Here is a 12,824-nt window from a genome sequence, read left to right as displayed (position 1 = left end):
ACAATCAGCAATATGAAACAGACGTTTTCATTTCCCTATTGATAAATCTTATAGAAAAAAAGCTGTCTTCAAAGACAGTTTTTTTTCTATATCCATACACTTCTTTTTCAAACTTAAACTTCGAAAGTCCCTACCTACATTCCAAGCTTTTCCGCAATCTCCACCCCTCGTGGACTGACCGCTACGCCCCCAAGACTGGTTTCTCTAAGACTTACATCCATCTTCATTCCGACTTCACCCATAGCATCAATGACCTGATCCACCGGAATTTGACTGATAATTCCTGCCAATGCCATATCTGCTGCCGCCAATGCATTGACTGCACCGCCTACATTTCTTTTTACACACGGAACTTCTACAAGCCCTGCTACCGGATCACACACAAGCCCCATCAGATTCTTGAGTGCCATCGCACAAGCATGCCCCATCTGAACAGCACTTCCTCCTTTGACTGCACAGATTGCTGCCGCTGTCATTCCAGATCCTGAACCAATTTCTGCCTGACATCCACCAGATGCCCCAGCCAGAGATGCTCGGTTTGCAATGACTTGTCCGATTCCTGCTGCCACATACATAGCTTCGATCATACGGTCTTCCTCTACGCCATACTCCCTGAAATAAGTGACAAGAACTGCAGGCATAACACCGCATGCACCTGCCGTTGGTGCTGCAACGATACGTTTCATACAGGCATTATTGCATCCCATTTTTAACGCATTTGCAATCACCTTTGACACAAAATCACCACAAAGTGGCTTTTCATTCTGACGATACTCATCCATGAGACCGCCTTCTTTTCCTACCAGACCACTTCTGGATATCTCAGAAGGATTATATGCATCTACGCCTTCTTTCATCCGGGTCCACATCAGTGTCATCTGCTGCCAGGATTCTTCTTCTGTAATTCCATTTTCCTCACAATCCTCTAACTGCACTGCTTTCCAGAAAGGAATGCCTTCTTTTTCACATCGGTTCTGTATTTCTTCCACTGCCTGATATGCCATGTTAAGCCCCCCTTTCTTCCAGATTCAGTGAGATCACTTCCAGAATATCTTCTTTCTTTTTCAGCTCTGACACTACATTCTGTGGAATTGGCTGGTCTGTCTCTACAACCATGACTGCGCTTCCGCCTCTCTTGTGGCGGAACACCTGCATGGTTGCTACATTGATTTTTTCTTTGCTAAGTGCTGCACTGACCTCCGTAATACATCCCGGTCTGTCCTGGTTGCGGACGATCAATGTATTACTTTCTCCACTGAAATCAACTTCAATTCCGTCAAGATTGCTGACACGGATCCGGCCTCCGCCGATAGAATACGCCTGAATGACCATCCTTCTTTCATCAGCATTTTCCATAATCACTCTGGCGGTATTCGGATGTGCATTTTTTAATTCCTTATTTGCAATCGTAAATTCCATTCCAGCTTTTTTGGCTTCCTCAAATGCCACTGGAATTCTCAAATCATCTGGTTTCATTCCAAGAAGCCCTGCAATAATCGCACGGTCTGTACCATGCCCTTTCCCCGTAGCGGCAAATGACCCGTGAAGATATACTTCTGCTTTTTTCACAGATTCGCCAAAAAGCTGCCGGGCCGTATAACCGATCCTGGCAGCTCCCGCTGTATGGGAACTGGATGGACCGACCATGACCGGTCCTAAAATATCAAAAATACTTCCCATATATGTTCCTCTTCTTCAAAGTTATAGAAAATTATTTCTTTTTCTTCGGCATTACATGGATTGCTCCGCCTTCCAGCTCTTCAAGCGCTTCTCCGATTCCTTCATTGTAAGTCGGATGTGCACGCATACCTTTCAGAAGCTGTGATACTGTCATATTATTGGCAACTGCTGTTACGAATTCACCAATCATATCTGTCGCTCTTGCACACATCATCTGTGTTCCGACGATCACGCCACTCTCTTCTTCCGCAACAACTTTGATAAATCCTCTCTCCTCTTTTGTGATGAGCGATTTTCCATTTGCGCTCATAATGAACTTACCAACTTTAACGGCAATACCTTTTTCTTTTGCCTCATCTTCCGTAATACCGACAGATGCAATTTCAGGATCTGTGTATACACAGCCCGGAACTACATTTACATCGACAGACACTTCTTTTCCGGCAAGCTGCTCTGCCACCTGGATTCCCTGGGCACTTGCTGCATGGGCAAGCTGTGCTCCAAAGATCAGATCTCCGATTGCATACACGCCCGGAATACTTGTCTCGAACTTCTCATTTACAACGACACGTCCGCGGTTCATCTCCGGTGTCGCATCTTCTGTAAAGAGTCCGTCTGTGTTCGGGCATCTTCCAACCGCACATAATACATACTGGGAGGCTGCATTCTGCTCTTTTTCTTTCTCCACATACTTACAAATGTACTGGTCTCCATCTGCTTCTACACCCTGTACAGCAGCTGCTGTGTGAATATCAATGCCACGTTTTTTCAAAATTAATTTCAAATTCTGAGAGATCTCCTTATCCATATTCGGAAGAATTCTCGGGAGTGCCTCAAGAATCGTCACCTTACAGCCAAGTTCTGCGTAAACCGTTGCGAATTCCACACTGATAACTCCGCCACCGATAATTGTAAGGCTCTCCGGCACACTCTTCATACGGAACAGTTCATCACTGGTCAGGACTCCCGGAAGATCCATTCCCGGAATCGGCAGGATCAACGGCTTAGATCCTGCTGCCAGAATGATATGCTCTGCTTCCAGCACCTGTTCCCCGCCTTCAGACACAACTTTTACTTTCTTATCCGGAAGAAGGGTTCCTTTTCCGGAGATCTGGTCAACTTCGTTGCCCTTAAACAGCCCTTCCACACCGGAAACAAGCTGCTTTGTTGTCTCTTCTTTGTATTCAAATATTTTTTCAAAATCAAATGTTACATTTTCTGCATGGATACCAAAGCGCTCACACTCTTTTGCGCTTCTATATACTTCTGCTGCATGAATCATTGCTTTTGCCGGAATACATCCACGGTTCAGACATGTTCCGCCTGCTTCTCTTGCCTCAATCACAGCCGTTTTAAATCCAAGCTTTGCTGCCTTAATAGCAGCCACATATCCTCCCGGTCCGGCACCGATCACGATTACATCATATTTCTCGCTCATACTGATGTCCTCCTGTAATTATCCACAATACTGCCAGATGGCAGTGTCTTTTTCCACAACTTCTTTCTTATCTTTCCACCTTGTTCAACTGGATGTAACACTTGAATTCGGAAAGACATTTTTTCTGCTAGAGTTCTTCCTCTTTTATCCACTCGATAATATCTGCTATCATCTCTTCTTCCTGCTTGTCCTCAGCCCAGTAAAGTCTAAGCTCCGAGCAAATATTCTTCTTATGATAACGGATACCTTTTAAATACTTCGGAAGCTTCTCGATCGTCATAGGTTTCAGCGAATCTGAGTACACATTGACATCAGAAATCTTTCCTTTATCCACCTGGAACTGAATATTCATCTGCCCCCACGAAAATCTCTTTGATATCTCATACTGGAAATCAATTTTCCGTCCAAAGCGCCAGTCCCAGGAGGAAAAATGTTTCGTCCTCATTTCGATTTCTTTCTGATCCAGATCTTCCATCTTACACTCATTTGATGTCAGGCCATAGACTTCTTCAAATGCTTCACGAAGTGCTTTTTTCAATGCTTCCAGTGTCAGATCCGGTATGTAATCCACCAGATTAGTCACTCTTGATTTTACAGAATCCACACCTTTGGACTGTAATTTTTCCTTTGATACAGTCAGATACTTGGATAGCATCTCTTTGTTCACATTCATCATCAATGTTCCATGATGATAGCAATGCTGCTCCTGCTCATAAAATGCATTTCCGGAAAATTTCTTTCCATCAATCAAAATGTCATTTCTTCCGGACTTCTCCGCTTTTGCACCTAACTTTTGCACTGCTTTGACAATAACTTCCAACTGTCTGTCAATGCTGTAATTTTCTTTTGATACGAGAAATGTGAAATTCAGATTTCCCAGGTCATGATATACCGCTCCGCCACCAGAGAGACGACGTGCCAGATGTCCTCCATTTTCCTCAAGACTTTCAACTTTACATTCTTTCCAGGCATTCTGATTTCTTCCGATTACAACGGTATTCTGATTCTGCCACAAATATAAAATACATTCCTGAGGCTCACAGTAGAGGAGTAAATACTCCTCCACTGCAAGGTTTTTATATGGATTAAACTGACCGCTCTCAATGTAAGTAATCTTCTCTACCATATGCGATCCCCTTATCCTATTCTTTTTCAATTTTTGTTGTTACATCTGCGAATTATGATTCAAATTCATATTTCAATACCGGATGTCTTGCTGCCTCAACTTCATCCATTCTTGTGACCGGTGTTGTCACTGGTGCCTGAAGCAGGCTTTCCGGATTCTCAAGTGCGTCATTGTAAAGCTTACGAAATACCTCAATTGCATGATCCAGTACTTCTTTTGACTCTGTCTCTGTCGGCTCTACCATCAACGCTTCATGTACAATCAACGGGAAGTACATTGTAGGTGGATGGATTCCATTATCCAGAAGTCCTTTTGCGATATCCATTGCAGATACGCCTGCTTTCTTCTTCAGATCTTCCAGACTCATAACGAACTCATGCATGCATACCTCATCATATGCCATTGTATAGAGGTCTTTTAACTTGTTCATCATATAGTTCGCGTTCAGAACTGCGTTCTGGCTTGCCTCCGGAATTCCTTCTTTTCCAAGTGTCATAAGATATGTCAGTGCTTTGACAACTACAAGGAAGTTTCCGTAGAATTCTTTCATCTCACCGATGCTATGCTCAGCTTTCTCCATTGCCAGAGCCCCTTCTTTTTCTACCACTCTGTAGGATGGCAGGAACTGCAGCAACATACTCTTGCAGCCAACCGGTCCGCTTCCCGGACCTCCGCCTCCATGAGGTGTTGAAAATGTCTTATGAAGGTTCAGGTGAATCACGTCGAATCCCATATCTCCAGGTCTTACAGTTCCCATAACTGCATTCAGGTTTGCTCCATCGTAATAGCAAAGACCGCCGCATTCATGTACGATTTCTGTAATTTTTAAAATATTTTTGTCAAACAGTCCGACAGTGTTCGGATTGGTCAGCATCAGTCCTGCAGTATCTTCTCCACATGCTGCCTTTAACGCTTCAAGGTCTACTCCTCCGTCCGGTGCAGATGCAATGCTGACTACCTTATAGCCTGCCATTGTAGCACTGGCCGGGTTGGTTCCATGCGCAGAATCCGGTACAATGATTTTTGTTCTCTTCTCGTCTCCTCTGCTCTCATGATATGCCTTAATGAGCATCAGACCTGTAAACTCTCCGTGAGCTCCTGCTGCAGGCTGGAATGTCATACCGTCCATTCCTGTGATCTCGCACAGGTATTCTTCGGATTTTTTCAGAACTTCCAGGCATCCCTGTACAGAATGTTCTGGCTGCAGCGGATGGATCTGGGTAAATCCAGGCAATGCTGCCATATCTTCATTAATTTTCGGATTGTACTTCATCGTACAAGATCCAAGTGGATAGAATCCATCATTGACTCCATGGGATTTCTTTGCCAGTTCTGTATAGTGTCTGGAAAGGTCATTCTCAGACATTTGCGGAAGGTGAAGCTCTTTTTGTCTTGCATCCTTCTCACCAGGTTTTTTGATTTCTACATCGCAGGCTGGGAGCATGCTCATGCCTCGTCCGGCTCTGCTTTTTTCAAATACTAACATGCTCTACACCTCCTTTAAAATGCGGATAACTTCATCCATCTCTTCTTTTGTGTTCATCTCTGTACAGCACCATAATACTCGATGGTTTCCAAGTGGATATCCTCCCAGGATTCCATGCTCTTCCAGCGCCTTTAATGCTTCGCAAGGACATTTTTCAGATACAGTTACAAATTCGTGGAAGAATTCTCCCTTATTCTCTACTTTGAATCCGATCTTATCAAGCTCTGCTGCCAGATAATGTGCTTTGGAAGCAGACTGAAGCGCTGCTTCTTTGATTCCTTCACTTCCCATAGCCGACATGTACACGCCAACTGCCAGCGCGCAAAGTGCCTGATTGGAACAAATGTTACTGGAAGCTTTTTCTCTGCGGATATGCTGCTCTCTTGCCTGAAGTGTCAATACATATCCGGTCTTTCCATTATGGTCTTCTGTCTGACCGACAATTCTTCCCGGAAGCTTTCTCATCATGCCTTCTGTGGCTGCCATAAATCCTAAGTATGGTCCTCCAAATCCAAGTGGAAGTCCCAGTGGCTGTCCATCTCCGACTGCCACATCTGCACCGTACTCTGCCGGTGTCTTGATGATTCCAAGGGAGATTGGATTCACACCCATGATATATTTTGCCCCGGCACCATGAGCAATTTCCCCGATTGTCTGTGCATCTTCCAGATTACCGTAATAGTTCGGATGCTGGATATAGACACATGCTGTCTGCTCGTCTATATTTTCTTTCAGATAATCCAGATTTGTCACACCATCTTTTTCCGGAATCTCCACGATCTCCATTCCATTTCCATGACAATACGTATGTATCGTTGCCAGTGCATCCGGCAGGATCGCTGCGGATACGAAGGCTTTCTTACGCTTTCTCTCCTGGCACATTGCCACACCTTCTGCTGCCGCCTCGGCACCGTCATACACACAGGCATTGGACACGTCCATTCCGGTCAGATCACAGATCATTGTCTGATACTCGAAAATGGACTGTAAGATTCCCTGACTGATCTCTGCCTGATACGGTGTATATGCTGTCAGCAGATTTTCTTTTGAAATCACACTGTTCACTATGGATGGAATAAAATGTCTGTATGCTCCTGCACCTCGGAAAATGGTCTTGAATACCTGATTCTTTGATGCGATATTTTCCATCTCTCTGCGGACTTCCAGTTCTGACTTTCCTTCCGGAATATTCAGTCCGCCTTTGATCTTAACCTCATCAGGAATATGTGCGAACAGATCCTCGATAGAACTGTATCCAATCTCTTTTAACATTTCCTGACGTTCTTCTAACGTATTCGGTACATAGCTTCCCATATGCCGTACACCTCCCGTCTTTGCCTTACTGCTCGCTTGCTACAAATGCCTCGTATTCTGATGGGGATAATAATTCCTCTTTCTCAGATACTTCTTTTACTTTGATAAACCATGCATCATATGGTGCTCCGTTGATAGATTCCGGTGCATCTAAAAGCTCCTCGTTAATCTCACACACAACTCCGGAAACCGGTGAATATACATCGGAAACAGCCTTTACAGACTCAACATCACCAAATGCCTCACCAACGGATACGCTATCTCCCTCTTCCGGAAGATTTACAAATACTAAGTCTCCAAGCTCAGACTGTGCGTAGTCTGTAAGACCAATTGTAACAACATCTCCTTCTTCTTTTACCCACTCATGTGATTTTGCATATAATAATCCTTCTCTGATTTCCATCTTAATAATCTCCTTTTTTATATATTCTCTTTTTTAATCCTTCAACAAAACTTATTTCGCTCTCTTGTAGAATGGCAGTGCTATGACTTCTGCCTCGACTTTACGTCCTCTTACATCTACTTCTACTTTATTACCGATCTCTACACTTCCGGCATCTACTAATGCCATTGCGATTGGATATCCCAGGAACGGACAATGTGTTCCGCTTGTTGTATGTCCGATTTTCTTTTCTCCAACATAGATATCCTGATATTCACGGATAATTCCTCTTCCGGTTACTTTGAGTCCGATTCTTGTAATTTTCGGCTCACCACGCTCTTCCATGGCTTTCTTTCCGATGAAGTCTTCCTCTTTTCCCATCTTGACTGCAAATTTCAGGCCTGTCTCAAGTGGTGATATTTCATCATCCATCTCATGTCCGTACAGTGGCATCGCTGCTTCCATACGAAGTGTATCTCTGGCTCCAAGTCCACATGGAATCAGCCCTTCGTCTTTTCCGGCCTCTAAAAGTGCATCCCACATTTTCTCAGCATTTTCACTTGCCAGATATAACTCGACTCCGTCCTCTCCTGTGTATCCTGTCTTGGAAATGATACATGGGATTCCAGCTACCTCTGTATCGAATACTGCATGATAATATTTCTTTGGAATGTTCTCTTCTGCCGTTAATTTCTTCAGGATCTCCATTGCTTTTGGTCCCTGAAGTGCAATCTGCCCATACTGGGAAGATGCATCTGTAAATGTGACCTCTCCGAATTGATGGTCTAACATCCACTGATAATCTTTATCTTTGTTCGCCGCATTTACTACGATAAAGTAATCATTATCTCCACGTTTGTATACGATCAGGTCATCTACCGTTCCACCATTCTCGTTACACATCGGGCTGTATCTTGCCTGCCCATCTACCATGTTGGTAAAATCATTTGTCAACAGCTTCTGCAGGTTTGCAAGTGCATCTTTTCCCTGGCACAATACCTCTCCCATATGAGACACATCGAAAAGTCCTGCTTTTTCTCTAACTGCCATATGCTCTGTGATAACACCTGTTCCATACTGTACCGGTAAAAGATATCCTGCAAATGGAACGATCTTACCGCCTGCTTTCACATGCGCATCATAAAGTGGTGTTTTTAACTCCATATCATATCCTCCTTCTTGTTTTTAATAGGGACGTTAATTATAGGTACATTAATTTATTCATATAATGGATATTTCTCGCAGATTTTTGTAACTTCATCTCTGATCTCATCTGCCTTTGTCTCAAAGTCTGTCACTGTCATCTTGATCAGTTTTGCGATTATCTTCATATCCTCTTCCTTCAGTCCTCTTGTTGTAACTGCCGGTGTACCAATTCTGATTCCACTTGTTACAAATGGGCTTGCCGGATCATTTGGTACTGAGTTCTTATTGACTGTGATGTAAACCTCGTCCAGTCGGTTCTGAAGTTCTTTTCCGGTAATGTTCATGTTCTGAAGATCTACTAACATCAAGTGGTTATCCGTTCCACCACTTACCAGATTGAAGCCTTCTGCAATCAATACATCTGCAAGTGCTTTCGCGTTATTCACTACCTGCTTCTGATACTCTTTGAACTCTGGTTTCAATGCCTCTCCGAAGCAGACAGCTTTTGCTGCAATAATATGCATCAGCGGACCACCCTGAGTTCCCGGGAAGATTGCTTTGTTAATTGCTTTTGCATGTTCTTCCTTACACATGATCACTCCGCCTCTTGGTCCTCTCAGTGTCTTGTGCGTTGTCGTTGTAACTACATCTGCGTATGGAACCGGATTCTGGTGAAGTCCTGCTGCAACCAGTCCTGCGATATGTGCCATATCTACGAAGAGATAAGCGCCAACTTCTTTTGCAATATCTGCAAAGATATCGAATCGGATCTCTCTTGGATAAGCGGAAGCTCCTGCAACAATCATCTTCGGCTTACATTCATGTGCAAGTTTTCGAATCTCATCGTAATCCAGTACTCCGTCATCATTGATGTTGTAAGGAACAAAATTATATAAAATACCGGATTGGTTTACCGGTGATCCATGTGTCAGATGTCCGCCGTGTGCCAGGTTCAGTCCCATTACTGTGTCACCCGGTTTAATCAGTGCCTGATATACTGCATTGTTTGCATTTGCTCCTGAATGTGGCTGAACACATGCATGATCACAGCCAAATAATTCTTTTAATCTCTCAATTGCCAGATTTTCAATAATATCTACATTCTCGCAGCCCCCATAATATCTCTTGCCCGGATATCCTTCTGCGTATTTATTTGCCGGTACAGTTGCCATAGCCATCATCACTGCCGGGCTGATAATGTTCTCAGATGCGATCAGCTCCAGGTTTCTTCTCTGGCGTCCAAGCTCCAACTCAATTGCTTTTCCAACCTCTTCGTCATAGTTCTTCACATAATCTGTTACCTGTTCAACCATGTTCATTTTCTAATCATCCTCCAAATTTCCCCAAAAATTTTTAAAAAAGGGTACAAAAAAAGCAGGTAAAAAATAATTTCTTAACAATCTTAAGACTAATTATTTTTTATCTGCCTCTGTCCTTTCACCTGAAAGATTACTTACCGGTCTTCGCGTGTATGGCAGGTAAGTTACTTCTTCGGTACAATCCCTTCCATTGTTCTCCAGAGTGTTGTCCAGACCCGTTCCTTTTGCCTGAGAGTTTCTGCTTGCCCCTTCGGCTCCAGTCTATCATTCCATGTGTCGCGTCTCACATGATAGTGGTATCTCACAAGTCCTTCCTTCAACTTAACCTCAGAATACAGCTGTCTGATAATAAAGTCAAGCGTTAAATATTTTTCTTACTTGTTAGAATTCTATCAGTGATTATTGTTAAATATCTGACACCATGTTTACAGCCTTTACACCCGTTTTACATGCTTTTTTCTCAGTAAATAAAAACTATTCTGTACTTGCATTTGTACTACTATCATTACTGCTGTCCGTACTTGTGTCTGTACTACTAACTAATCTTGACTTAGGAATTTCGATATTCTCCTTCTTGTATGCATCCAGTACAGCCTCCTTGATACATTTTGCATATGCTTTCGCACCTGCCGAGAGCAAATGTGTATCATCTGCATCAAAATACTCATCATGACCCTCGCTTGCAGCATACCAGTCGATCAGATATGTATGATCATTTTCTTCTACGAATTTTTTTATTTTGCTGTTGCTTTCCTCTTCGAACGTATCATGCGGAATCCGGACTGTTGTCAGAAACAATGGCATATCCTTTCCTATCTTCTCCCGAATAGCTTCAAGTTCACCATTGATCGGACTGTTCGAAAGTGATGCAAATATGACGCCTTCTCCTTCCCATTTCTTTTCATCAATGTAGGAATCAAGAACTTGTTTACCAAGTGATGTGATCCGTCCGATTTTAGTATCACTGACACTGTTTGGAAACATTTCATAAAAATCATCTGTCACATCAACTGCAATAGAATCCCCAATGAGCAGGAGATTTAAACCTTCCAGAATCTCATCATCCGTCAGATCAGCCGTACAGATGGTATCATCACTCTCTGAACCATTCGCTTTCTGCTTTGCAAGTTGTTCTTCCGTCATCTTACCGGTCTCTTTTGCCTTTGTCTCACGTTTTTGTAATGTATCCAATGCATTTTTCTTCGGCACAAATACCATGCAAAGTATCAGTGACACGGTCAGTACAAATGTGCCTGCCATTACCTTTAAACTTCTTCTTGCCACCTGTACCTGGCGCTTCTTCTCCTGCCTGGATTTCGGTCTGCTTCTTAAAATATTCAAATATTCCCCAATAATACCATGTCGGATCGGTGTTTCAATAAAACGATAAGAAAGCTCTGCCAGGACAACACTTAATACAATTTCAATCAATGTAATCCACCAGGATGCCTTTATCCCCTTACTGATTAACAAAATGATTGGATAATGCCACAGATATATGCTGTATGAACGATCCCCAATCCATTTCAATACTGGGTTACTTAAAAATCTGCTAAGCTAGGTCTTTCGTCCTGATACTGCATAGACCATCAATACGGTCAGAATTGTTCCAAAAAATTGTCCTCCTCTGTACCAGAAATTACTGGAACCATTGATTGCTATCGTCATCACGAGCAACACTGCAAAAGACACACTGCCCAAAACCATATTGACACTAGCTGAAAGTCTTCTTGGAACCATCCGGTACTCCCACAGAATTGCAAGTAATGCACCGAATAAAAGGGAAAATGCTCTCGTGTCTGTCCCATAATATACCCGGCTGGCATCCTGCTGTGGATCAAATAATATAATCATCAAAATGACTGAGATCAGCGCCAGCAGCAACGTTACTCCTACAAACAAAAGACCTCTCTTTGCCCGTCCCTCTCCTCTGCTTTTTACTAACTTATAGATTCCCAGAAGAATCAATGGATATATCAGATAAAATTGTGTCTCAATCGCCAGTGACCAACAATGCGTAAATGGTGACGGTACTCCGGCCGCTTCAAAGTAAGATACCTTATTAAAAATCTGCCACCAGTTATTAAATCCCAGAACAGATGCCAGGAAATCCTTACAGCCCTTTGTAAAAATAATCCTGTTTACGACTGCGCTGACAAATATTATAACAACTGCCATTGACATAACTGCCGGAACAAGACGCCTGATACGCCTCAGCCAAAAGTTCTTCAAATCTATTGTTCCTTCTTCTTCTACTTCGGAAATCAGTATGCCTGTAATTAAATATCCTGATAAAACAAAAAATACTGTCACACCAAGAAAGCCGCTCTTAAATAAAGCCAGCTTCAAATGATATGCCAGTACCATAATAACCGCAATTGCTCTTATGCCATCAAGCCCTGTGATGTATCTTCTCTTTTTCCCCATAACTCTTCATCCTCATTTGTACTTTTTATTGTTTAGCTCACAACTTCTGTTGCCTCTCCTCTTGTCTCTAATATCTATTATACATAATATTAAATAAAAGTACAAAAAAAAGCAAGAACCTTTAAAGTTCTTGCTTGTCTGCATGAGCGTGCGGGGATTCGAACCCCGGACAACTTGATTAAAAGTCAAGTGCTCTACCACCTGAGCTACACGCCCGTCTCTTCCAATATGCTAATCATAAAGGAAAATGCCCAGAACCGGAATCGAACCAGTGACACGAGGATTTTCAGTCCTCTGCTCTACCAACTGAGCTATCTGGGCATTCATCACATCAGCTATCGCCAATGTAAGTTGCGGGGGCAGGATTTGAACCTACGACCTTCGGGTTATGAGCCCGACGAGCTTCCAGACTGCTCCACCCCGCGATATTAAAATTTCTCTTTAAAAGAGTTAAGCCGATGATCGGACTCGAACCGATAACCTGCTGATTACAAATCAGCTGCTCT

Annotated in this window: 11 protein-coding genes, 3 tRNA genes and 1 riboswitch; all 14 genes read right to left on the bottom strand. The window is 43.0% G+C overall.

The window, feature by feature from the left end; genetic code table 11:
- Positions 1 to 134 precede the first annotated feature (134 nt).
- Entirely contained in the window at positions 135 to 1,004 is an 870-nt protein-coding gene (gene sdaAA / locus LI164_RS02150) for an L-serine ammonia-lyase, iron-sulfur-dependent, subunit alpha (RefSeq protein WP_117494370.1), read from the bottom strand.
- A gap of 1 nt (position 1,005) precedes the next feature.
- The gene (gene sdaAB, locus LI164_RS02145) at positions 1,006 to 1,680 is read right to left on the bottom strand and encodes an L-serine ammonia-lyase, iron-sulfur-dependent subunit beta (protein WP_117494369.1); all 675 of its coding nucleotides are present in this window, start codon (positions 1,678 to 1,680) and stop codon (positions 1,006 to 1,008) included.
- Positions 1,681 to 1,711: 31 nt separating this feature from the next.
- Positions 1,712 to 3,118, bottom strand: coding sequence for a dihydrolipoyl dehydrogenase (gene lpdA, locus LI164_RS02140; protein WP_215683711.1), 1,407 nt, complete (start codon positions 3,116 to 3,118; stop codon positions 1,712 to 1,714).
- Between the two features lie 127 nt (positions 3,119 to 3,245).
- Positions 3,246 to 4,244, bottom strand: a complete 999-nt coding sequence (locus LI164_RS02135) for a lipoate--protein ligase (RefSeq protein ID WP_215683712.1) — start codon at positions 4,242 to 4,244, stop codon at positions 3,246 to 3,248.
- Between the two features lie 52 nt (positions 4,245 to 4,296).
- Positions 4,297 to 5,730, bottom strand: a complete 1,434-nt coding sequence (gene gcvPB, locus LI164_RS02130) for an aminomethyl-transferring glycine dehydrogenase subunit GcvPB (protein WP_117657416.1) — start codon at positions 5,728 to 5,730, stop codon at positions 4,297 to 4,299.
- Between the two features lie 3 nt (positions 5,731 to 5,733).
- Positions 5,734 to 7,044, bottom strand: a complete 1,311-nt coding sequence (gcvPA, locus tag LI164_RS02125) for an aminomethyl-transferring glycine dehydrogenase subunit GcvPA (RefSeq protein ID WP_227086684.1) — start codon at positions 7,042 to 7,044, stop codon at positions 5,734 to 5,736.
- A gap of 25 nt (positions 7,045 to 7,069) precedes the next feature.
- Complete coding sequence (gene gcvH / locus LI164_RS02120) at positions 7,070 to 7,447, bottom strand: glycine cleavage system protein GcvH (protein WP_005333840.1); 378 nt, start codon at positions 7,445 to 7,447, stop codon at positions 7,070 to 7,072.
- A 51-nt stretch (positions 7,448 to 7,498) separates the two neighbouring features.
- On the bottom strand, positions 7,499 to 8,590 hold the full coding sequence (gene gcvT / locus LI164_RS02115; RefSeq protein WP_227086683.1) for a glycine cleavage system aminomethyltransferase GcvT: 1,092 nt from the start codon (positions 8,588 to 8,590) through the stop codon (positions 7,499 to 7,501).
- A gap of 53 nt (positions 8,591 to 8,643) precedes the next feature.
- Positions 8,644 to 9,885 (bottom strand): serine hydroxymethyltransferase, encoded by a 1,242-nt coding sequence (gene glyA, locus LI164_RS02110; protein WP_215683720.1) that lies wholly within the window; start codon positions 9,883 to 9,885, stop codon positions 8,644 to 8,646.
- A gap of 106 nt (positions 9,886 to 9,991) precedes the next feature.
- Positions 9,992 to 10,102, bottom strand: a riboswitch (glycine riboswitch).
- 263 nt (positions 10,103 to 10,365) lie between these two features.
- A complete protein-coding gene (locus LI164_RS02105; RefSeq protein ID WP_227086682.1) occupies positions 10,366 to 11,322 on the bottom strand; it encodes a hypothetical protein in 957 nt (318 codons plus the stop codon).
- Positions 11,323 to 11,448: 126 nt separating this feature from the next.
- The gene (locus tag LI164_RS02100; protein WP_227086681.1) at positions 11,449 to 12,318 is read right to left on the bottom strand and encodes an acyltransferase; all 870 of its coding nucleotides are present in this window, start codon (positions 12,316 to 12,318) and stop codon (positions 11,449 to 11,451) included.
- A gap of 143 nt (positions 12,319 to 12,461) precedes the next feature.
- Positions 12,462 to 12,534, bottom strand: a tRNA-Lys gene (locus LI164_RS02095).
- Between the two features lie 32 nt (positions 12,535 to 12,566).
- Positions 12,567 to 12,639: transfer RNA gene (locus LI164_RS02090), tRNA-Phe, on the bottom strand.
- 30 nt (positions 12,640 to 12,669) lie between these two features.
- A tRNA-Met gene (locus LI164_RS02085) sits at positions 12,670 to 12,743 on the bottom strand.
- Positions 12,744 to 12,824 lie beyond the last annotated feature (81 nt).

The sequence above is a fragment of the Dorea sp. 210702-DFI.3.125 genome (genome assembly GCF_020560945.1).
In the GTDB taxonomy this organism is placed as follows: domain Bacteria; phylum Bacillota; class Clostridia; order Lachnospirales; family Lachnospiraceae; genus Dorea; species Dorea formicigenerans.
This window is presented reverse-complemented; position numbering and strand designations above follow the sequence as displayed.

What these genes read in the sequence shown, in the direction of transcription:
- lpdA (WP_215683711.1), bottom strand. Translation starts at nt 3,118, where the DNA reads ATGAGCGAGAAATATGATGTAATCGTGATCGGTGCCGGACCGGGAGGA.
- gcvPB (WP_117657416.1), bottom strand. Translation starts at nt 5,730, where the DNA reads ATGTTAGTATTTGAAAAAAGCAGAGCCGGACGAGGCATGAGCATGCTC.
- LI164_RS02100 (WP_227086681.1), bottom strand. Translation starts at nt 12,318, where the DNA reads ATGGGGAAAAAGAGAAGATACATCACAGGGCTTGATGGCATAAGAGCA.
- gcvH (WP_005333840.1), bottom strand. Translation starts at nt 7,447, where the DNA reads ATGGAAATCAGAGAAGGATTATTATATGCAAAATCACATGAGTGGGTA.
- sdaAA (WP_117494370.1), bottom strand. Translation starts at nt 1,004, where the DNA reads ATGGCATATCAGGCAGTGGAAGAAATACAGAACCGATGTGAAAAAGAA.
- glyA (WP_215683720.1), bottom strand. Translation starts at nt 9,885, where the DNA reads ATGGTTGAACAGGTAACAGATTATGTGAAGAACTATGACGAAGAGGTT.
- sdaAB (WP_117494369.1), bottom strand. Translation starts at nt 1,680, where the DNA reads ATGGGAAGTATTTTTGATATTTTAGGACCGGTCATGGTCGGTCCATCC.
- gcvPA (WP_227086684.1), bottom strand. Translation starts at nt 7,044, where the DNA reads ATGGGAAGCTATGTACCGAATACGTTAGAAGAACGTCAGGAAATGTTA.
- gcvT (WP_227086683.1), bottom strand. Translation starts at nt 8,590, where the DNA reads ATGGAGTTAAAAACACCACTTTATGATGCGCATGTGAAAGCAGGCGGT.
- LI164_RS02135 (WP_215683712.1), bottom strand. Translation starts at nt 4,244, where the DNA reads ATGGTAGAGAAGATTACTTACATTGAGAGCGGTCAGTTTAATCCATAT.